This window comes from Streptomyces sp. NBC_00659 (genome assembly GCF_036226925.1).
Taxonomy (GTDB): Bacteria; Actinomycetota; Actinomycetes; order Streptomycetales; family Streptomycetaceae; genus Streptomyces.
The window spans coordinates 5,200,456-5,220,835 of the sequence record NZ_CP109031.1; the positions used below are offsets into that span (position 1 = coordinate 5,200,456).

The 20,380-nt window shown below is 71.6% G+C and carries 17 protein-coding genes; 11 read left to right on the forward strand and 6 right to left on the reverse strand.

Going from position 1 to position 20,380, the window contains the following annotated elements; translation table 11 throughout:
- Positions 1 to 114: 114 nt before the first annotated feature.
- Complete coding sequence (locus tag OG410_RS22620) at positions 115 to 1,353, reverse strand: sugar ABC transporter substrate-binding protein (RefSeq protein ID WP_329300873.1); 1,239 nt, start codon at positions 1,351 to 1,353, stop codon at positions 115 to 117.
- A gap of 53 nt (positions 1,354 to 1,406) precedes the next feature.
- Positions 1,407 to 3,341 carry a glycoside hydrolase family 127 protein gene (locus OG410_RS22625; protein ID WP_329300874.1) on the reverse strand — a complete coding sequence of 645 codons (1,935 nt, stop codon included), beginning with the start codon at positions 3,339 to 3,341 and terminating at the stop codon, positions 1,407 to 1,409.
- Positions 3,342 to 3,685: 344 nt separating this feature from the next.
- On the opposite strand from OG410_RS22625, the gene OG410_RS22630 reads away from it, so the two are divergent.
- Complete coding sequence (locus OG410_RS22630; protein WP_329300875.1) at positions 3,686 to 4,816, forward strand: LacI family DNA-binding transcriptional regulator; 1,131 nt, start codon at positions 3,686 to 3,688, stop codon at positions 4,814 to 4,816.
- A gap of 212 nt (positions 4,817 to 5,028) precedes the next feature.
- Entirely contained in the window at positions 5,029 to 5,319 is a 291-nt protein-coding gene (locus OG410_RS22635) for a hypothetical protein (RefSeq protein ID WP_329300876.1), read from the forward strand.
- An 82-nt stretch (positions 5,320 to 5,401) separates the two neighbouring features.
- On the opposite strand, the gene OG410_RS22640 is transcribed toward OG410_RS22635, so the two are convergent.
- The 3 genes from OG410_RS22640 to OG410_RS22650 all read right to left on the reverse strand — a co-directional run bounded on the left by OG410_RS22640 (position 5,402) and on the right by OG410_RS22650 (position 8,502).
- Complete coding sequence (locus OG410_RS22640; protein WP_329300877.1) at positions 5,402 to 6,052, reverse strand: hypothetical protein; 651 nt, start codon at positions 6,050 to 6,052, stop codon at positions 5,402 to 5,404.
- A gap of 204 nt (positions 6,053 to 6,256) precedes the next feature.
- Entirely contained in the window at positions 6,257 to 6,952 is a 696-nt protein-coding gene (locus OG410_RS22645; RefSeq protein WP_329304209.1) for a GntR family transcriptional regulator, read from the reverse strand.
- Positions 6,953 to 7,146: 194 nt separating this feature from the next.
- Positions 7,147 to 8,502, reverse strand: coding sequence for an aspartate aminotransferase family protein (locus OG410_RS22650; RefSeq protein ID WP_329300878.1), 1,356 nt, complete (start codon positions 8,500 to 8,502; stop codon positions 7,147 to 7,149).
- Positions 8,503 to 8,763: 261 nt separating this feature from the next.
- Here OG410_RS22650 and OG410_RS22655 point away from each other — a divergent pair, with 261 nt between their 5' ends.
- Both OG410_RS22655 and OG410_RS22660 read left to right on the forward strand, forming a co-directional pair.
- Positions 8,764 to 10,872 (forward strand): serine/threonine-protein kinase, encoded by a 2,109-nt coding sequence (locus OG410_RS22655; protein WP_329300879.1) that lies wholly within the window; start codon positions 8,764 to 8,766, stop codon positions 10,870 to 10,872.
- A gap of 188 nt (positions 10,873 to 11,060) precedes the next feature.
- The gene (locus OG410_RS22660) at positions 11,061 to 12,596 is read left to right on the forward strand and encodes a substrate-binding domain-containing protein (protein WP_329300880.1); all 1,536 of its coding nucleotides are present in this window, start codon (positions 11,061 to 11,063) and stop codon (positions 12,594 to 12,596) included.
- A 17-nt stretch (positions 12,597 to 12,613) separates the two neighbouring features.
- Here the strand turns inward: OG410_RS22660 and OG410_RS22665 are convergent, their stop codons facing one another.
- On the reverse strand, positions 12,614 to 13,357 hold the full coding sequence (locus OG410_RS22665; protein ID WP_329300881.1) for an SLATT domain-containing protein: 744 nt from the start codon (positions 13,355 to 13,357) through the stop codon (positions 12,614 to 12,616).
- Positions 13,358 to 13,663: 306 nt separating this feature from the next.
- On the opposite strand from OG410_RS22665, the gene OG410_RS22670 reads away from it, so the two are divergent.
- The 7 genes from OG410_RS22670 (at position 13,664) to OG410_RS22700 (ending at position 20,367) form a co-directional block, all read left to right on the forward strand.
- Positions 13,664 to 14,008, forward strand: coding sequence for a YbaB/EbfC family nucleoid-associated protein (locus OG410_RS22670; protein WP_326786519.1), 345 nt, complete (start codon positions 13,664 to 13,666; stop codon positions 14,006 to 14,008).
- A 110-nt stretch (positions 14,009 to 14,118) separates the two neighbouring features.
- Positions 14,119 to 14,718, forward strand: a complete 600-nt coding sequence (gene recR, locus OG410_RS22675) for a recombination mediator RecR (protein ID WP_328670582.1) — start codon at positions 14,119 to 14,121, stop codon at positions 14,716 to 14,718.
- Positions 14,711 to 15,370, forward strand: a complete 660-nt coding sequence (locus OG410_RS22680) for a DUF5063 domain-containing protein (RefSeq protein ID WP_329300882.1) — start codon at positions 14,711 to 14,713, stop codon at positions 15,368 to 15,370. Before recR ends, OG410_RS22680 begins: the two co-directional genes overlap by 8 nt.
- A gap of 303 nt (positions 15,371 to 15,673) precedes the next feature.
- Complete coding sequence (locus tag OG410_RS22685; protein ID WP_326786517.1) at positions 15,674 to 16,966, forward strand: aspartate kinase; 1,293 nt, start codon at positions 15,674 to 15,676, stop codon at positions 16,964 to 16,966.
- Entirely contained in the window at positions 16,963 to 18,024 is a 1,062-nt protein-coding gene (locus tag OG410_RS22690; RefSeq protein ID WP_329300883.1) for an aspartate-semialdehyde dehydrogenase, read from the forward strand. The genes OG410_RS22685 and OG410_RS22690 overlap by 4 nt, the downstream gene beginning before the upstream one ends.
- Before the next feature lie 589 nt (positions 18,025 to 18,613).
- Entirely contained in the window at positions 18,614 to 19,240 is a 627-nt protein-coding gene (locus OG410_RS22695) for a SigE family RNA polymerase sigma factor (protein WP_329300884.1), read from the forward strand.
- Complete coding sequence (locus OG410_RS22700) at positions 19,237 to 20,367, forward strand: hypothetical protein (protein ID WP_329300885.1); 1,131 nt, start codon at positions 19,237 to 19,239, stop codon at positions 20,365 to 20,367. The genes OG410_RS22695 and OG410_RS22700 overlap by 4 nt, the downstream gene beginning before the upstream one ends.
- Positions 20,368 to 20,380 lie beyond the last annotated feature (13 nt).

Here is a 20,380-nt window from a genome sequence, read left to right on the forward strand (position 1 = left end):
CGCTTGAGGAGCGGGGTCCGGGGCGGAGCCCCGGGGATGATGGGGGTCCCCCCTGGTCGAGCGAAGCCGAGACCTTGGGGGAGGGTAGGGGCGGAGGGGGCGAGAAAACGTCTGCTAGCCCTTGGACGCGGAGGTCTGGGCGTCGGACAGGGCGGAGGCGGGGGCCTTGGCGCCGGAGAGGGCCGCTTGGACGGCAGTCCACATCTGCTCGGAGATGGTGGGGTACTTGGTGCCCAGGCCGCCGCTCGTGCGGCCCCGCGCCGACGCCACCGCCTCCACCCACGGCCCGAGCTTCGCGTTCGCCTTGACCTGCTGGGCCTGCACCGCGGAGGTGGGCGCCACATAGGTCAGCGTCGTGTCGCTCGCCAGGAGGTTCTCGGCGCTGGTCAGACAGGTGACGATCTTCTTGGTGGTGTCGTAGCGGCCGGTGTCCTTCTGCACGGGAACGGTGACGAACTCCCCGCCGGTGGGGACCGGCGCCGAACCGCCGTTCTGCGCAGGGATGTTGACCACTCCGTACGGGAATCCGGCCTCCTCCGCGTTGGCGAGCTGCCAGGTGCCGTTCTCGCCGAAGGCGTACTCCCCGGTGGCGAACTCCTGCCAGCTGGTGGTCTGGGTGTTGTTCAGTACGTCCTTGGGGGCGTAGCCCGCGTCGACCCACTGTTTCCACAGGGTGAGGGCGGCCACGCCCTTGGCGGAGTCGAGCCGGGTGAGGTCCGCGCCGGCTCCCCAGAACCAGGGCAGGAACTGGAAGCTGCCCTCCTCGGTGTTGATCGCCGAGAAGGTGATGCCCTTCTTGCCCGCCGCCTTGATCTTCTTGAGGGCCGCCGTCAGGGACGCCCAGTCCTTGATGCCGGCCGGGTCCACGTGCGCGGCGGAGAGAACGTCTTTGTTGTAGTAGAGGGCGAGGGTGTTGGCGCCGATGGGGACGCCGTAGGCCGCGTCGTCGAGGGTGCCCGCGCCGATGATGTTCTTCTGGATCGAGGCCGTGTCGAGGCCGAGGTCGCTGGTCCTGGTGAGGATGCCCGCCTCCACGAGGGTGGAGACGACCGGGTTGTCGACCAGCATCACGTCGGGCGCGTTGCCCTGCTGGGCGGCGAGCAGCGCCTTGTTGCCCAGGTCCGTGGTGTCGTACGCGGTGCGCTTGATCTTGACCCCGGCGTCGGTGCCGCAGGCGGTGACGCGCTTGCCCCAGTCGGACGAGGCGTCGAACTGCGGGTACGGGTCCCAGAAGGTGTACGTCGAGGACGTACCGGACGAGGAGGAGCCGGAGCCGCCGCCGCACGCGGTGACGGTGGCGAGGGCACAGGCGGTGGCTATGGCTGCGGTCAGGGTGCGGCGGGTGCTTCTCACGGGGTGACCTCGTTGTCGGGAGACGGGGAGAGAGACGTGCGAGGGTGCGCGGATCAGGACGTGGGCAGCCAGACGCGCATCGCGCCGTCCTCGCGGTTGGCCCAGGCGTAGTAGGGGATCGCGGTGAGCTCGACCGGGTCGCCGGCCGGGGCCGCCGTGTGACCGGCGGGGCGGTAGGGCCACCAGGAGCCGTCGTCGGGGAGCTCGCGGCGGTGTCCGGCGGCCAGCACGGTGGTGACGCCGCCGAGCAGTTCGGGGCGCTGCTTGACGGCGAGCGGGCGGGCGGTGTCGAGGACGATGTCGTCGAGGCCGCCGCCCGGGTGGTCGGCCTGCTCCAGGCAGTACACGAGCGGGCCGCGTTCGATCGCCGCGCAGCCGCGTACGGCGTCCACGCGCGGGTCGGCGGCGGTGAGCCGGGCGTCCAGGGCGAGTTCGAGGATCACCCGGTCGCCGGGGGTCCAGATCCGCTCCAGGCGCAGCCAGCCGTCCCGGACGGGCGCGTTCGTGCCGTCGTAGGTCCGCTCGCCGTCGTGGACGCGGAAGGAGCCGCACCACTGGGGGATGCGGAGCGAGAGGGTCCAGGGGGTCTCGGGCGTCTCCTCGACGGTGAGGGCGATCGTGCCGTGCCAGGGGTAGTCGGTCTCGGCGTGTACGGCGACGGGGGTGCCGGCCAGGTCCGCGCGGTACTCGCCGGTGACGTACTGGTGGATCTGGAGACCGTCCGGGCCGGTGGAGGCGAGGTAGTGCTCCAGGGAGGCCAGCAGCCGCATGACGTTGGGCGGGCAGCAGGCGCAGCGGAACCAGCGGGTGCGGCGGGCCGACTGGTCGCCGCCGGGGTCGGTGTGGCCGTCGCGGACCTGGAGCGGGTTGACGTACAGCCAGCGCTCGCCGTCCAGGGAGACCCCGGCCAGGAAGCCGTTGTAGAGGGTCCGTTCGATCAGGTCGGCGTAGCGGGCCTCGCCGGTGAGCAGGGCCATGCGCCAGCTCCACTGGATGGAGGCGATGGCGGCGCAGGTCTCGCAGTAGGCGCGCTCGTTGGGGAGTTCATAGGGGTCGCCGAAGTCTTCCTCGTCGTGGTGGGCGCCGAGCCCGCCGGTGAGGTGGGTCTTCGTCGCAGCCATGGCCTGCCACAACCGCTCGGTGGCCGCGCGGAGTTCGGCATCGGCGGTCTCGGACGCCAGGTCCGCCGCCGCGGCCAGCAGATACAACTGCCGTACGGCGTGGCCCTCCACGGTGGTCGCCTCGCGCACCGGGACCCGGTCCTGGCAGTAGGCCTCGCCGCCGAGCAGGCCGTGGCCGTGCCGGTCGACGAAGTAGCCGGCCAGGTCGAGGTAGCGGCGTTCGCCGGTCTCCCGGTAGAGCTCGACCAGGGCGGTCTCGATCTCGGGGTGGCCGTCGATGCCGTCCAAGGGTTTCCCGCTGTCGGGGAGGCCGAACACCGTGTCGATGTGGTCGGCGAAACGGCGGGCCACGTCGAGGAGTTCGGGGCGCCCGGTGGTGCGGTGGTGGGCCACGGCCGCCTGGATGAGGTGGCCGGCGCAGTACAGCTCGTGGCCCCAGCGCAGATCCTGGTAGCGCTCGCCGTTCCCGCGCAGCTGGAACCACGTGTTGAGATAGCCGTCGGGCTGCTGGGCCGCGGCGACCAGGGCGATGATCCGGTCCACCTCGGCGGCGAGGGCGCCCGTGGGTTCCCCGGCCAGCCGCCAGGCGGCGGCCTCCAGCCACTTGTAGACGTCGGTGTCGAGGAACGGGTACGCGCCCTGGAACACTCCCTCGGCCGTGCCCGCCGCCAGCCGCAGGTTGTGCAGGTTGCCCGCCGACTCCAGCAGGTCCGGGCCCTGGGGGACGGAGGTGCGCGCGTTGACCTCACGGCGGGTGTGCCAGAAGCCGCCGCCGATGGTGGCGGGCGCAGGGCGCAGCGCGCCACGGGCACCGGGAGTGGGGTGGACGGGTCCCGTGCCGGGGCGGGCGGAGCGTGTGCGGGGCATGGTTCTCCGGTTCTCGTCGGAACGCGTTCGACGGGTCGTGACGTGTTCGAGGACGGGCACGGCAGGGCGCCCGGGTACGGGCAGGGGCGCGGCCGACTGCTCGGCCACGGGCGGCAGGGTGCTCGGGCAGGAGCCCGGTCGGCTGCTCGGGAACTCGTTTGAGCAACCGTTTTCCTGCCCGAAAGTAGAGGGGAGGCGGCGGGAGGGGTCAAGGGTCGCGGCGCAATATTTTCTCTGCCGCTCCGACTCTGGCCCGGATCCCTGGCCGCTGGCACGATGGGGTAGCCAATGTCGTCGACGAGGGCCGGTGCCGTCCTGGTCGACGCGAAGGAAAAGGATTTCCCGTGACTTCTGCTCCGCGTTCGTCCTTCGCCGGCCGGGCCAAGCTCGCCGACGTCGCCGCCCTCGCGGGGGTCAGTGTGGGCACGGCGTCGAAGGCGCTGAACGGCGGCGGGCGGATGCGGCCCGAGACCCGCCGGCGGGTTCTCGACGCCGTCGACTCGCTCGGCTTCCGGCCCAACCAGCACGCGCGGAACCTGCACACCGGCCGGAGCTGGACGGTCGGACTGATGACGACGGACGGCATCGGCCGCTTCTCCACCCCCGTGCTGCTCGGCGCCGAGGACGCGCTCGGCGCCGGGAAGATCTCCGTGCTGCTGTGCGACACCCGGGGCGACTCGATCCGTGAGCAGCACCATCTGCGCAACCTGATGGACCGCAGGGTGGACGGCATCATCGTCACCGGCCGCCGCACGGACCCGCGCCCGCCGCTCACCGGCGTCGACCCGATCCCCATCGTCTACGCGCTCTCCCCGTCCACCGACCCGGCCGACACCTCCGTCGTCTCCGACGACCGGGGCGGTGCCCGGCTCGCGGTGGAACACCTGCTGGCGGCGGGCCGCACCCGGATCGCGCACGTCACCGGCCCGGAGCACCACGCCGCCGCCCGCGACCGCGCCCGGCACGCGGCCGAGCACCTCGGACGTTCCTCGCTGAGGCTTGCCACCGGACGCGTCCACTTCGGCGAGTGGAGCGAGGCATGGGGGCGCCGGGCCGCCGACGCGGTGCTGCGCACGGCCCCGGACACCGACGCCTTCTTCTGCGGCAACGACCAGATCGCCCGGGGTGTCGCCGACGCGCTCCGCGAGCGGGGTGTGGACGTTCCCGGTGACATCGCCGTCGTCGGCTACGACAACTGGGACACCATGGCGCTGGCCTGCCGTCCGCCGCTGACCACCATCGACATGGACCTCGCCGAGATCGGCCGGATCGCCGCGCTGCGCCTCCTGGAAGCCATCGACGCCGACGCCGAGGCCCGCACCGATGCCGAGACCCGCACCGACGCCGAGACCCGCACTGGCACCGAGGTCGGCACCGAGCCCGGTACCGAGGACGATGCCGGGGACGGCGAGGGGCCGGGGCGCGGGGGCGTCCACACGGTTCCCTGCCGACTTGTGGTGCGCGAGTCGAGCTGACGGGTCGGGCCTCCGCTTCCGGTCCGGTCCGGCCCGCTCGGCGCGCCCGTCCCACGAGCGAGTGCCCGTCCCACGAGCGACGCGGCTTGGGTCTCACTGGAGAGGGTGACGTCCGGGCCGCCGCCGTGAGCACGCCGTCGGCGGGGGGAATGGCCTGAAAGCGCACGTTCAGGTGCTTCTGCGTGCGTCGGCCGACGGACAAGGAGAGTGCGATGCGCGTGATGCTCAGGGCGACCATGGACACGGAGAAGGCCAACGAACTCATCCGGAGCGGAAAACTTCCGCAGCTGATGCGGGAAACGATGGAGCGCCTCAAGCCGGAGGCGACCTACTTCACCACCCACGAGGGCAGCCGGGCCTGTTACATGGTCTTCGACCTTCAGGACAGCAGTCGGATTCCGGTGATCGCGGAGCCGTTCTTCATGGAACTCGGCGCCCGGATCGACCTCTCCCCCGTCATGAACGCCGAGGACCTCCACAAGGGCCTGTCCCAGCTGGGCTGACGACCGGCCGGGCGGACTCCGTCCCCGCCGGTGCGGGGCCACGCGGGCACGCGGCCGGGCCCCGCACCGTGGGACGGCCGGATCAGCTGAAGACGATCATGGAGCCCTGGGCGAGACTCCGGGTCGCGGCGGCGTGCAGGCCCAGCCAGACGTGACGCTCACGGGCGAAGGGGCTGGAGTCGTAGGGGGCCGGAGCGGCGGGTTCCTCCAGCTCCGTCGGGGCGCTCGGGGGCTGTGGTGGCGCCGGCGGATTCGCCGGGTCGATGCCGATCGAGGGGGCCACGAACTCGAGTTCGCGCAGGAGGACCTGGGACGAGCCCAAGGGCCCGCCGCCCGCGAGGAGTTCGTCGTTGGCCAGCGGGTGCGGGAACTCCACCGGAACGTAGGCGCCCGCGTGGTCGTAGTGCCAGACCAGATGGGACTGCTGGGCGTTCGTCTCGAACATCTCCAGCAACTGCTCGTAGTCGCCGCCGAGTTCATCGACCGGCGCCACCGCGAGCCCGCACATCTGGAGCAGGTACGCGCGGCGCAGGAAGTGCAGCGCGTCGTAGTCGAAGCCGGCGACCGGGGCCACGTCACCCGACAGTCCCGGCATGTACGCGTACACCGGTACCGGGGGAAGCCCGGCCTCGGCGAGCACCTTGTCGTAGAGCGCCAGTTCCTCGGCGAAGGGGTTGTCGGGGGTGTGGCACAGCACGTCGACGAGCGGGACCAACCACAGGTCACAGGCCAACAGACGACTCCTCTTGCTCCTTGGGGTGCAGGGTGGTCAGGGCAGCGTAATGCGCGTGGCGGTCCTGTGAAGAGGGCGGTACGCAAGTAGGCCTCCCGACGGCCGGGGTCGCCCGCTCCCCGGGGACACCTCCCCGTCCCCCCGATCGCCCGCCGGGGGTGTCCTCAAACACGGGAACGGGACGATCCGCGCCCGGACCGCGGCTCAGGGGGCGTCGAGGCGCTCGATGAGGGTGAGCGCGTGCTCGTTGTACGCCGTCACGATCGCCCGCGCCCCGTCGGCGTCGCGGTGCGCGAGGGCGTCCACCAGCTCGGTGTGGCCGGACCACAGATGGCCCTTGAGATCGGAGACGTGGCGCAGATGCTGGACCGTGCAGACCCAGGACTGGACCCGCATCCGGTGCAGGAAGTCGGCGAGGTAGGCGTTGCCGAACAGGTTGCTGAGCTCGCGCCAGTAGCGGAGGTCGTAGCCGATGAGGATGTTCAGGTCGCCGGCGGTGGCCGCGCGCTGGGCCTCCTCGCCGCGGCGCCGGACGGCCGCGAGCTGGGCGAGCGCGCGGGGGTCGTCGGCCTGTGGCATGCCGCTGGCCACGAGGCTCTGGAACATGCCCTCCGTGATCAGGCTGCGCGCCTCGATCATGCCGCGGTAGTCGGCGCCGGAGTACTCGTGGACGCGGAAGCCGCGGTGCTGGTCGGCGTCCAGAAGGCCCTGGGCCGACAGGTCGACCAGGGCCTCGCGGACCGGGGTGGCGGACACGCCGTACTGCTCGGCGATCTCCTTCACCGTGAACTCCTGGCCCGGCCGGAGGCGACCCCCGAGCACCTCGTCACGGAGCGCGTCCGCGATCTGCTGCCGCAGGGTGCTGCGTGTTACGGCGCCACTGCCGCCGGTGCCGGCCATGGTGGTGGTCTCACTCCCCGTCGCGTGGGTGGGTGCGCGCATCTACTCGCGTATCTCTACGAGCAGGCCACCATACGCCGTGGGGGCCGGCGGACGGACTCCCCGGCACCCCCGAAGGGGCGCGGGGAACCGGTACGGCCGACCCCCACCAGGGGCGGGAACCCCTGGGGCTTGTCAGACAGGCCCCCCAGACCTCACACCGTGTGCTCGTCCGCCACCGACAGCGCCGCGTCCAGGGCCGCCAGGCCCTCCTTGGCCTCGGCCTCGGTGATGTTGCACGGCGGTACCACGTGGGTGCGGTTCATGTTGATGAAGGGCCACAGACCGCGGGCCTTGGCCGCGGCACCGAACGCCGCCATCGGCGCGTTCGCCTCGCCCGACGCGTTGTACGGGACCAGCGGCTCCCGGGTCTCCCGGTTCTTCACCAGCTCCAGTGCCCAGAAGACGCCCGTGCCGCGCACCTCGCCGACACTCGGGTGCCGCTCGGCCAGCTCGCGCAGCCCCGGGCCGAGGACGGTCTCGCCGATGGCGGCCGCCTGGCCGACGATCCCCTCCTCCTCCATGACGTTGATCGTCGCGACGGCGGCGGCGCAGGCCAGCGGGTGGCCGGAGTAGGTGAGCCCGCCCGGGTAGGGCCGTCTGGCGAAGGTCTCGGCGATGGCGGCGGAGATCGCCACGCCGCCCAGCGGCACATAGCCGGAGTTCACGCCCTTGGCGAAGGTCATCAGGTCCGGCGTCACCTCGTAGTGGTCCGCGGCGAACCACCTGCCGGTGCGGCCGAACCCGGCCATGACCTCGTCCAGGATGAAGACGATCCCGTAGCGGTCGCAGATCTCCCGCACCCCGGCCAGGTAGCCGGCCGGCGGCGTCATGATCCCCGCGGTGCCCGGGATCGTCTCCAGGATCAGGGCCGCTATGGTCCCCGGTCCCTCGAAGGCGATGGTGTCCTCCAGGTGCTGGAGCGCGCGCTCGCACTCCTGCCGCTCGCTGTCGGAGTGGAAGGGGCTGCGGTACAGGAACGGCGCCCAGAAGTGGACGACACCGGCCGCGCCGCTGTCGTTCGGCCAGCGCCGGGGGTCGCCCGTGAGGTTGATCGCCGTGGAGGTGGACCCGTGGTAAGAGCGGTAGGCGGAGAGCACCTTCGGACGGCCGGTGTGCAGCCGGGCCATCCGCGTGGCGTTCTCGACGGCCTCCGCGCCGCCGTTGGTGAAGAAGATCTTGTCCAGATCGCCCGGGGTCCGCTCGGCGATCAGCCGGGCCGCCTCCGAACGCGCCTCGACGGCGAACGCCGGCGCGAACGTGGACAGGGTCGCGGCCTGTTCCTGGATCGCGGCGACGACCTTCGGGTGCTGGTAGCCGATGTTGGTGAAGACGAGCCCGCTGGTGAAGTCCAGATACCGCTTGCCTTCGTAGTCCCAGAAGTACGACCCCTCGGCGCCGGCGACGGCGAGCGGGTCGATGAGCTCCTGCGCGGACCAGGAGTGGAACACGTGCGCGCGGTCCGCGGCCTTCACGGCGGCGCCGGCCTGGGGGTTGGGCTGAGGGGTCATGCGGCGAAGCGTAAATGTCCGCCGGCCGGGCGCGATATCGGCGTCCTGTCTGCGGTCGGGGGCTTTCCGCGACAGTCTGTCGGGCTTGGCCGGGAGGCCGCTCGGGGCGGTCCCCGGCGGGGGACGCCAAGGACAACGGTGGGACCCGTTACCAAAACGGCACCAGTCGTGACGGAACCGTGGACACTGCCCCGCCCGATGCCCGGTACGGCGCACTATCCTCGGTCTGTTGCACACGTACGGGGGAGGGTGGGCACTGCCATGGAGAACCTGGGGGCGGGGGATCCTCAGCAGATCGGGGCGTACCGGCTGCTGGCGAGACTCGGTGCCGGAGGGATGGGCCACGTCTATCTCGCACGGTCCGACCGGGGACGTACCGTCGCGGTCAAACTCGTCCGGCCGGAACTCGCCGAGCAGGAGGAGTTCCGGGCCCGCTTCCGCCAGGAGGTGCGGGCCGCCCGCCGGGTCGGCGGGCTGTGGACCGCACCCGTCCTGGACGCGGACACCGAGGCCCCGATCCCGTGGGTGGCCACCGGCTATGTCGCGGGGCCCTCGCTCCAGGCCGTCGTCGGACGCGACCACGGCGCCCTGCCCGAGCGTTCCGTGCGCATCCTCGCCGCGGGCCTCGCGCACGCGCTGAAGGACATTCACTCCGCGGGCCTCATCCACCGCGACCTCAAGCCCTCGAACGTCCTCGTCACCATCGACGGCCCCCGCGTCATCGACTTCGGCATCGCGCGCGCCCTGGAGACGGTGACGGACGGCGGCCTCACCCACACCGGGGCGCTCGTCGGCTCGCCGGGATTCATGGCTCCCGAGCAGGTGCGCGGCGACCGTGTCACGCCCGCGTGCGACATCTTCTGCCTCGGCTCGGTCCTGTCGTACGCGGCCACCGGCGCCCTTCCGTTCGGCGCGGCCAACAGCGGTGTGCACGCCATGATGTTCCGCATCGCGCAGGAGGAGGCCGACCTCACGGGGGTGCCCGAGGGGCTCGCCGACCTCGTGCGGGACTGTCTGCGCAAGGATCCCGGAGCCCGGCCCGGGCTCGACGAGATCCTGGAGCGCACGGGCGCGGAGGAGACCGTCGCGGAGGGACGCACCCTCGACCCCTGGCTGCCCGGCTCGCTGGTGGCCCAGCTCGGGCGGCACGCCGTGCGGCTGCTGGACACGGAGAATCCGGACAGGGGACCGGAGCGGCCCCGGGCGGGTGCTCCGGCCGCCCTCCCGCCCGTGCCCGGTGCCGCTCCCGCCCTCCCGCCCTCGCATGGTGCCGCTCCCGCTCTGCCGCCGGCACCCGTCGCCGCCCCCGATTTCTCCAAGCCGCCCACCGGCTCGCCCGCCGCCTCGTCCTCCTCCTCGGCTTCCGCCGCCTCCTCGACGCCCTCGTCCTCCTCCTCGGCGCCCGCCGCGTCCAGCGAGGCCTCCCCGGAGCACGCGCCCGCGCCCGCCGAGGGGGGCGCCACCCCGCCCCTTCCGGGGCAGCCCGGCCCCGTGAACCACCTCCCGACCGTGATCGCCGGCCCGGGCACGACGCCTCCCCCGGCGGCGCCGGCCGGCCCGCACCCCGCGTACGGCTATCCGCAGCAGCACCCGCGGCCCCCCGGCCAGGGCCCGGCCCACCCCGCCTACGGCTACCCCCAGGCAGGCTGGGGCTCGGCCCAGCCGCCCTACGGCGCGACGCCTCCCTACGGACCGGGAGTGGCCGCCCATCCGTACGGGCCCGGCGGCGCGACCCCGCCCTACGGCGCGACCCCTCCGTACGGTCCCGGCGTCGCCCCGCCCGGCCCGCAGCCCCCGCACAGGAGCGGCCGGTCCACGGCGCTGCTCGTGGTCGTGGCCCTGGTCGTCGCGCTCGGCGCGGGCGGCAGCGTGTTCGCGCTGCTGAACGGCCGGGGCGGCGGAGGCGGCCAGGACGACCCCAAGGCGTCCACCACGGCCTCCGGCGCGACGACACCGGGGCAGAGCGCGTCGCAGCCGCCGGCCACCACCTCCGATTCGCCCAGCGACCCGGCGACACAGGGTGGCACCGTCCCGGAGGCGTTCGTCGGGACCTGGGACGCGGTCATCGACAACGACAGCGGACACCACACCCGGCGGATGACCATCCAGCAGGGCGAGGTCGGAGACACGGTGCTGACGGTCACGGCGGACGGAAGCGACTACCACTGTGTCTTCCAGGCCGCCCTCGCCACGGCGCCGGGAGCCGGCGGTCCGCTGGAGATCGGCCCCTCCCAGGTCACCGTCGGGGAACCGCCGTCCTGCAAGCCGGGCGACGCCTCCGAGGTCACCCTCCTGCCGGACGGCCGGCTGCGGCGGGCGAAGACCGGCTCGGCGGCCGAGGCCGCTCTGACGTACACGAAGAGCGGCTGAGCCCAGAAGGCGCCGGAGGTCCCGAACGCGCCGGGGGTCCCGCGGGCGGTGGCCCACGGGACCCCCGGGGAACGCTCCAGCGCCGCCGTACCGTTCACGGCCGCCGCCGAAGTTCACTTCCCGTATGTGGGTTGTTTCCGGCCAGAGTCGTACGGTGACCGCACCGCAGGCTCGGGGGAGTGGCTCACGTGGAGTGGCTGAGCGCAGAGAACGTCGTGGCCGTCGGGACGGCCGCCATCGGTGTCGTCGCCTCCGCCGTGATGGTCTGGTACGAGCGCAGGGTGCCGCGCCGCAAGACGGTCGGCTACCGCGTCCAGATGGACAATCCCATCGGCGACGACGTGCGCTCGGGACGCGCGAACGTACGGCTCGGGCTGTTCGACGAGGCCCCCGGCATGTCCGACGCCACCCTCGTGCTGCTGCGGATCGAGAACGACGGCTCGCAGAGCATCGCCGGGGACGACTACACCAGCCGTGAACGGCACGGACTGACCGCGGTGTTCACCGACCGCACCATCCGCGGTGTGTCCGTGACCCAGCCGCCCGGCACCGACCACCTGATGGACCACTTCACCCCGGCCGCCGGGCTCGGCTACGAGGACGGCACGCTGCGCATCCCGCGGGTCCCGCTCAACCGGGGCGAGCACTTCAAGCTGCTCGTCCTGCTGTCGGGCGGCGACGTGGGATGTCCGATACGGATCGTCGGCGGCATCCGGGACGGCGAGGTCCGGCCCAACCGCAGTACGGCACCGGACGACCAGCCACCGCTGTTCAGCCGCGCGGCCCGGCTGATCACCGTGCTCCTGACGGTCTGCGTCGTCACCCTCGCCCTGATCGTCGTCCTGCGCGACGACTCCCCGCCGCCGCCGATCGGCTGCGCGCAGGGCACGCTGACCGTCACCGGCTCGACCGCCTTCGAGCCCGTGATGCGCGAGCTGGCCAAAAAGTACGAGCACGCCTGCCAGGGCTCCGCGATCACGGTGGACGCCCACGGCAGCACGGCCGGCGTGCGCGAACTCGACGCGGCGGGGCAGGCGTCGAAGAAGGGGTCCCCGGCCCTCGTCGCCCTCTCCGACGGTCCCAAGCCGGGCGCCTTCCCGCAGTTGCGGGAGAACCGGATCGCGGTGTCGGTCTTCGCGCTGGTCGTCAACGACTCCGTCCCGGTCAGGAACCTGTCGCTGACCGACGTACGGCGTCTGTACCGCGGCGAGATCAGGAACTGGAAGCAGCTGGGCGGACCCGACCGGCCCGTCCTGCTGGTCAGCCGGGACGCCGACTCCGGTACGCGGCAGGTGTTCCAGCGCCGGGTGCTCGGGCGCGGCGAGATCGCCAACTCCTCGCTGGACTGCGTCCACAAGGACGACGCGACGGCACCGGTCGTGCGGTGCGAACTCGACTCCACCGAGCAGGTGCTGGACGTGGTGGCCAAGCTGCCCGGCGCGATCGGCTACAGCGAGCTCAACAGCGCCGCCGGCCACAAGGGGCTGCACAGGATCGGCCTCGACGGCCACACCGCCTCCGTCGAGGACCTGGAGCGCGGCACCTCGGACTATCCGTACCGCGAGATCGAGTACGCCTACACCTACGGACAGCCGCCCGCCGACTCCCTCGCCTCCGGCTTCCTCTCCTACATCACCCGGGGCAGCGGCCAGGACGTCGTCCGCACCCATGGCCACCTCCCCTGCGGGACGCCGGTCGGGCTGAAGATCTGCGGAGCCGGCTGACGCCGTGGCGCCGGCCGCTACCGGGGCTCGGGCGGGCGCTGGCGGGGCATGTTCGGGCGGGTGCCCGGCGGCAGCGGGGTGCGCCCGTTCAGCGGCGGTCCCTCGGGCCGGGGCGCTCCCGCCGACGACGACTGGATCCCCAGTGGCGCCGGTCCCGTGCGGAACTCCACCATCCAGTCCGCCGTCTCGGTGCGCACCAGCTCCGTGATGTCCTCCGAGAACCTCCGCAGCACCCCGATGCACCGGTCGGCCGCCTCGCTGGCCGTTCCGTCGGCGGGTCCGAGGACCTCCCGGACGCTCTCGGAGGCCCAGTCGAACTGAATTGCCTGGAGCCGCCGTTGTACGGCCTGCGCCGTGGCCACGTCCCTTATCCATCCGGAGGTCACACCGAAGAACCGGTCGACGGCGATACAGGAGACCGCGAGCAGCAGTGCCAGATAGCCCCACGGAGCCGCCCCCCGCACCGCTCCGGCGAGGTCGAGCAGCGGCAGCGCGGCCCCGGCGACGGCCCCCAGCGTCGCGCCGGACCGCAGCACCCGCGCCGTCCGTCGCTTCCACACGCGGTCGGAGAGATACCAGGCGGCCGTGTCGAGCGCCCCCTGCTCCACCCAGCGGTAGAGCTCGTGGAGCCGCTCGGCGGGCTCCCCCCAGTCGCCGAGCGGAAACGGCCGACCGGTCAGGTCACCCGGCCGGGGCCCCGCCGCGCCCTCGTTCCGCCCGTCCTGGAGCGGCCCCTCCGGCTGCATCTCCGGCTGACTCACCCGGCACTCCCTAGTTGACGACGGTGATGGGGACGACGCTGACGACCGTGACGACGGCGACGGCACCGACAGCGCGTGACGTCGTGTGACGCGTGGTGCGAATGCGCGGCCCCCTTCCTACCGCTCAATGGGTGGCGATGGACCGGCTTTACCGGCTTTTCCGCCCGGAAGTGGGCCTTGATCAGGTATAGGCGCCGCTGTGATGTCACTCGAAAGAGTGCTTGGGCGACGGGCCCGTCGACCACGTAGGCTCATGCTGGACAGGAGAAAACGCTCGGACAGCCGTACTCGAACCAGGAGCTGATCGTGATTCCCGGTGGTGGCCAGCCCAATATGCAGCAGTTGTTGCAGCAGGCCCAGAAGATGCAGCAGGACCTGGCGAACGCGCAGGAGGAGCTGGCGCGGACCGAGGTCGGGGGCCAGGCGGGCGGCGGCCTGGTGAAGGCGACCGTGACGGGCTCCGGAGAGCTCCGCGCCCTGGTGATCGACCCGAAGGCGGTCGACCCCGAGGACACCGAGACACTCGCCGACCTGATCGTCGCGGCCGTCCAGGCGGCGAACGAGAACGCGCAGGCGCTCCAGCAGCAGACGCTCGGCCCGCTCACCCAGGGGCTCGGCGGCGGCAGCGGTATCCCCGGTCTGCCCTTCTAAGACCGGCGGCATCCAACTACCGTACGCACCAGGAAGAAACAGTAGGAAGAACAGCAGGAAGAACAGCAGGACGGGACCAGGCGGTACCGGAGCACTCGAAAGGCAGTCCGTTGTACGAAGGCGTTGTTCAGGACCTCATCGACGAACTGGGGCGGCTCCCCGGCGTCGGTCCCAAGAGCGCGCAGCGGATCGCCTTCCACATCCTGCAGGCGGAGCCGACGGACGTCCGCCGGCTCGCGCAGTGCCTGATGGAGGTCAAGGCGAAGGTCCGCTTCTGCGCGACCTGCGGCAATGTGGCGCAGGAGGAACTGTGCAACATCTGCCGCGACCCGCGCCGCGACCTCTCGGTGATCTGTGTGGTGGAGGAGCCCAAGGACGTCGTCGCGGTCGAGCGCACCCGTGAGTTCCGGGGCAAGTACCACGTGCTCGGCGGCGCGATCAGCCCGATCGAGGGCGTCGGCCCGGACGACCTGCGGATCAGGGAACTCCTGACCCGTCTCGCCGACGGGGCGGTCACCGAGCTCATCCTGGCCACGGACCCGAACCTGGAGGGCGAGGCCACGGCCACGTATCTCGCCCGCATGATCAAGCCCATGGGCCTCAAGGTCACCCGCCTGGCCAGCGGCCTCCCGGTGGGTGGCGACCTGGAATACGCGGACGAGGTCACGCTCGGCCGCGCCTTCGAGGGGAGACGACTTCTAGATGTCTGACGCCACGCTGCACGCGACCAGCCCGGACCCCGACGACTTCGTGGTCCAGATCGCGGACCAGGTAGAGAGCTTCCTGGTCGCCGTCACCGAGGTGGCCAAGGGCGACGAGCCGGACTCTGCCGTGCCCTTCCTCCTCCTGGAGGTCTCCCAGCTCCTCCTGGCCGGCGGCCGTCTCGGCGCGCACGAGGACATCGTCCCCGACGAGCGCTACGAGCCGGACCTCGGCCCGGAAGCGGATGTGGACGAAATCCGTGAGCGTCTCGCGGTGATGCTCGAACCGATCGACGTCTACTCCGAGGTCTTCGACCCCTACGAGCCCCGCAAGGCACCCGTCCCGGCCCGTATCTCCGACGATCTGGCCGATGTCATGGCCGACCTGCGCCACGGCATGGCGCACTACCGCGCGGGCCGCACCACGGAGGCCCTGTGGTGGTGGCAGTTCTCCTACTTCTCCAACTGGGGTTCCACCGCCTCCGCGGCCCTGCGCGCGCTCCAGTCCGTGGTGGCCCACGTCCGGCTGAACCAGCCCCTGGAGGAGCTCGACGGCCTGGACACCGACCAGGACCTCGGCGAGGAGGTCCTCGCGGAAGAGGCGGGCAAGGTGATGGCGGAGGAGATCGCCGGGCCGCTGGGCCTGCGCGCGGTCAAGTGACCGACCGCGCTCCGGCGGGGGCCCGCCGTGCCGACGGGCGCGGGAGAGGGCCCGCCGTGCCGACGGCCGCGTCCCGACCGTCCGTGGTGTGACCTGGGGCACGTTCGGAGTGGCGGGGCTCCGGCACGGGCAGGTGCCGTCTCGGAGCGGCCGGATCTCCCTTACCGACCTGACAGCCCGGAGTGATCACGTCGTGAGCGGGACATCTCACGATGCGATACCCCGGAAGGGAAATCCGGCCGCTCGTTAGACTGAGCCGACCGCAGTAGTGCGGTGCAGAGACGGACTGAGCGAGGAGCGCACGTGGGCCTTGTCGTGCAGAAGTACGGAGGTTCCTCCGTAGCCGATGCCGAGGGCATCAAGCGCGTCGCCAAGCGGATCGTGGAAGCGAAGAAGAACGGCCACCAGGTGGTCGTGGTCGTTTCCGCGATGGGCGACACGACGGACGAGCTGATCGATCTCGCCGAGCAGGTGTCTCCGATGCCCAGCGGCCGGGAGTTCGACATGCTGCTGACCGCCGGAGAGCGGATCTCCATGGCCCTGCTGGCGATGGCGATCAAAAACCTGGGCCACAGCGCCCAGAGCTTCACCGGCAGCCAGGCCGGCGTCATCACCGACTCGGTCCACAACAAAGCCCGGATCATCGACGTCACCCCGGGCCGTATCCGTACGGCGCTCGACGAGGGCAACATCGCCATCGTCGCCGGCTTCCAGGGCGTCTCGCAGGACAAGAAGGACATCACCACGCTGGGCCGCGGCGGGTCCGACACCACGGCCGTCGCGCTGGCCGCGGCGCTCGACGCCGAGGTGTGCGAGATCTACACCGACGTGGACGGCGTGTTCACCGCCGACCCGCGCGTGGTGAAGAAGGCGAAGAAGATCGACTGGATCGCCTTCGAGGACATGCTGGAGCTCGCCGCCTCCGGCTCGAAGGTGCTGCTCCACCGCTGTGTGGAATACGCCCGCCGCTACAACATCCCGATCCACGTGCGGTCGTCCTTCAGCGGACTTCAGGGCACCTGGGTCAGCAGCGCACCACTCGTTCGAAAGACACAGCAGCAAGGGGACCAGAAGGTGGAGCAGGCCATCATTTCCGGTGTCGCTCACGACACCTCCGAGGCCAAGGTCACGGTCGTCGGCGTCCCGGACAAGCCGGGCGAGGCCGCCGCGATCTTCCGGGCCATCGCCAACGCCGAGATCAACATCGACATGATCGTGCAGAACGTGTCGGCGGCGACCACGGGCCTGACGGACATCTCCTTCACCCTCCCCAAGACCGAGGGCCGCAAGGCCATCGACGCCCTGGAGAAGGCGAAGAGCGTGATCGGCTTCGAGTCCCTGCGCTACGACGACCAGATCGGCAAGATCTCGCTCGTCGGCGCCGGCATGAAGACGAACCCGGGTGTCACGGCCGGCTTCTTCGAGGCGCTCACCGACGCCGGGGTCAACATCGAGCTGATCTCGACCTCCGAGATCCGTATCTCCGTGGTCACCCGCGCCGACGACGTCAACGAGGCCGTACGCGCTGTGCACACCGCCTTCGGGCTCGACTCCGACAGCGACGAGGCCGTCGTCTACGGAGGCACCGGGCGATGACCCGACGACCGACGCTCGCGGTCGTGGGAGCGACCGGAGCCGTCGGCACGGTCATGCTCCAGATCCTGTCCCAGCACGCGGACATCTGGGGTGAGATCCGACTGATCGCCTCGCCGCGCTCGGCCGGCCGCAAGCTGGCCGTGCGCGGTGTGGAGGTCGAGGTGACGGCCCTGTCGGAGGACGCCTTCGACGGGGTCGACATCGCCATGTTCGACGTCCCGGACGAGGTGGCCGCCCAGTGGGCGCCGATCGCCGCCGCCAAGGGCGCCGTCGTGGTCGACAACTCCGGCGCCTTCCGCATGGACCCGGAAGTGCCCCTGGTCGTCCCCGAGGTGAACCCGCACGCCGCGCGTGTGCGCCCGCGCGGGATCGTCTCCAACCCGAACTGCACGACCCTGTCCATGATCGTGGCGCTGGGTGCCCTGCACGCCGAGTTCGGGCTGCTTGAACTCGTCGTCTCCTCGTACCAGGCGGTCAGCGGTGCGGGCCGCGCGGGTGTCGACACCCTGCGCCGGCAGATGTCCCTCGTCGCGGGCACGGAACTGGGGAACAGCCCCGGTGACGTACGCCGGGCCGTGGGCGACGACACGGGCCCGTTCCCGGAGCCGGTCGCCCTGAACGTGGTGCCGTGGGCCGGGTCGCTCGCCGAGGACGGCTGGTCCTCGGAGGAGATGAAGGTACGCGACGAGACCCGCAAGATCCTCGGGCTGCCCCGGCTGAAGGTCGCCGTGACCTGCGTCCGCGTTCCGGTCGTCACCACGCACTCCCTGACGGTGCACGCCCGCTTCCAGGACGAGGTGACCGTCGACAAGGCCCGGGAGATCCTGGACACCGCGCCCGGCGTCGTGCTCTTCGACAACCCGGCCGCCGGCGAGTTCCCCACGCCCGCCGACGTGGTGGGCACCGACCCGACCTGGGTGGGCCGGGTCCGCCGGGCACTGGACGACCCGACGGCCCTCGAACTGTTCGTGTGCGGGGACAACCTGCGCAAGGGCGCCGCCCTGAACACCGCTCAGATCGCCGAGCTGGTGGCGGCGGAGATCGGCAGGGCCTCGTAGACCGTTACGGCCCGATGTCTCGGCAGGACCCGATGTCCCATCAGGACCCGGGGGATCGTCAAGAGCTGGGGGACCGTCGGGACCCGGGGGGATCATCCGGACCCTGTGGATCCGGTTCTCCGCCGGGGCGTAGACTCCGCAGGTTCTGCGCCGCCGGCGCCTTCCGGCCGTAAACCTGGTGCCCCGCGGAGAGCGGGTTTGTAAGATTCCTGTCGGTTCAGTGATCAACTTAATGGTCCTGACCACTTGAACGGACCCGTATCGGCGTTCGAAGATTTTGCTACTGCCCCGCCGCAACCGCGCGCGGGGCCGTGAGCGTCTTCGCCGTCGCCATTGAGGGGCGTCCGGGGGGCGGCAGAGCATTGGGCACAGGGGAAGAACTGTTACGCATGAGGACATCTGGTGCACTGCCGCGCGCGCGGGTCCGTGTGACGGCGGGGGGTCCAGGCGGCGTTCCTAAGGGCGTGACTCCGGCGGATGTGGCACACGGCACGAATGTGATGACGTTCGCGTACAACCCTCCCGGGGGGACGTGTGTCCAACTGGCGTGGCAGAGGTACTCGAATTCACCGCGGTCCAGACAAGGGGCATGGCCCTGCGTCCACCCCGCCGACTCCGCAGCCCCGGCGCGCCCGGCGGCATGCCGGTGATCGCGCCCATGCCCTCAGCGCGGCCCGCCCGCATCCCGAGTCAGCGTGACGGCGCCGAGGGCAGCCTGGCGGCGGGCACGACCGTCGACCATTTGACCGAGACCTACCGGGCGCACTACCGGTCGCTCCTCGGTCTCGCGGCGCTCCTCCTCGACGACACGGCCTCCTGCGAGGACGTCGTCCAGGAGGCCTTCATCCGGGTGCACTCGGCGCGCAAACGCGTCCGGGACCCCGAGAAGACGCTCGCCTATCTGCGCCAGACCGTCGTCAACCTGTCGCGTTCGGCCCTGCGCCGGCGCATCCTCGGCCTCAAGCTCCTCTCGAAGCCGATGCCCGACATGGCGAGCGCCGAAGAAGGCGCGTACGACCAGTTGGAGCGCGACGCCCTGATCAAGGCGATGAAGGGACTCCAGCGGCGCCAGCGCGAGGTCCTGGTGCTGCGCTACTTCGCGGACATGACCGAGGCCCAGGTCGCCGAGACGCTCGGTGTCTCCCTGGGTTCGGTGAAGGCGTACGGCTCGCGGGGCATCGCCGCGCTCCGCGTCGCCATGGGGGCTTCGGCATGAGCGAGCACGACGACCGGCGGAACCCCGAGGACGAGGGGCGCCCGGACCACGAGCACAAGCAATCGCACGCTGGGAACGGAAATGTGAACCACGGCCCCGACGAACAGCCCGGAACACCGGACATGGACGGACTGGGACCCGAAGGGCTCGGCAGTGACGAGCTGGCACTGCGCCGGCTGTTGCACCAGGCCGTTCAGGAGATCGAACCCTCCGACGGCACCCTGGACCATCTGCGCCGGGCGGTACCGGCACGGCGCGCCCGCAAGCGGCAGGCCGTGGTCGGCATGGCGGCGGCGGCGCTCTTCATGGGCACGGCGATTCCGGCGTTCGTCCACGTCTCCAACTCCTCGGGGTCGAACCCCGACCCGTCCATCGCGGCCAACAGCTCACAGGCCCAGGGCGGCGTGAGCCAGGGCAAGAGCTCGGGCGGCAACTCCGGAAAGGACACGGGCGGCTCGGCCGGCACGTCCGCGGGCGACGGCGACAGCGGCAAGACCGAGTCGCCTGGCGACAAGGGCAAGAACGCGGGCGGCTCCGGCGCGGGCGGCACCGATCCCTCGGCCTCCGCCCCGGCCGCCCTCACCTGCACCGCGGACCAGCTCGGCGGGGCTTCCGGCACGTCCGCGGCACCGGACGCCACCGGCGCGGTCTACGGCTCCTTCACCGTCTCGAACATCTCCGCCTCCGCCTGCACGGTCACGGGCGCCGGCACGGTCAACGCGTTCGCCCAGGGCGCGGCGGACGGCGCCAACGTCGGAGTGGCGACGCACGTGGGGGGCGACGCGGCAGCCGGGCTGCCCGACCCCTCCACGGAGGTCACCTCCCTGGTGCTCCAGCCGGGCACCTCGTACGTGGTGAAGTTCGCCTGGGTGCCCTCGTCGACGTGCCCGACCGCGGCGGAGCCCACACCGGACCCGACCCCGACGCAGGGCACCGGCGAAACCGGCGGCACGACCGACTCCGCGGTGGCCGGCACCTCGCCCCAGCTTGTCGTCGAGGACGGCACGCTGGACGGCAGCGTCGTCGTCTCCAGCACGGCGGCTACGGGTGGCGCGACGGCATCGGTCACCGTGGCCAACGCCTGCGCGGGCACGGTGTATCACACGGGGATCCTGGCCTCGTCCTGACGGACCGGTGACC

Coding starts and splice junctions, on each gene's coding strand:
- OG410_RS22625 (WP_329300874.1), bottom strand. CDS start 3,341: ATGCCCCGCACACGCTCCGCCCGCCCCGGCACGGGACCCGTCCACCCC.
- OG410_RS22635 (WP_329300876.1), top strand. CDS start 5,029: ATGCGCGTGATGCTCAGGGCGACCATGGACACGGAGAAGGCCAACGAA.
- OG410_RS22645 (WP_329304209.1), bottom strand. CDS start 6,952: ATGGCCGGCACCGGCGGCAGTGGCGCCGTAACACGCAGCACCCTGCGG.
- OG410_RS22650 (WP_329300878.1), bottom strand. CDS start 8,502: ATGACCCCTCAGCCCAACCCCCAGGCCGGCGCCGCCGTGAAGGCCGCG.
- OG410_RS22655 (WP_329300879.1), top strand. CDS start 8,764: ATGGAGAACCTGGGGGCGGGGGATCCTCAGCAGATCGGGGCGTACCGG.
- OG410_RS22680 (WP_329300882.1), top strand. CDS start 14,711: ATGTCTGACGCCACGCTGCACGCGACCAGCCCGGACCCCGACGACTTC.
- OG410_RS22690 (WP_329300883.1), top strand. CDS start 16,963: ATGACCCGACGACCGACGCTCGCGGTCGTGGGAGCGACCGGAGCCGTC.
- OG410_RS22695 (WP_329300884.1), top strand. CDS start 18,614: ATGGCCCTGCGTCCACCCCGCCGACTCCGCAGCCCCGGCGCGCCCGGC.
- OG410_RS22700 (WP_329300885.1), top strand. CDS start 19,237: ATGAGCGAGCACGACGACCGGCGGAACCCCGAGGACGAGGGGCGCCCG.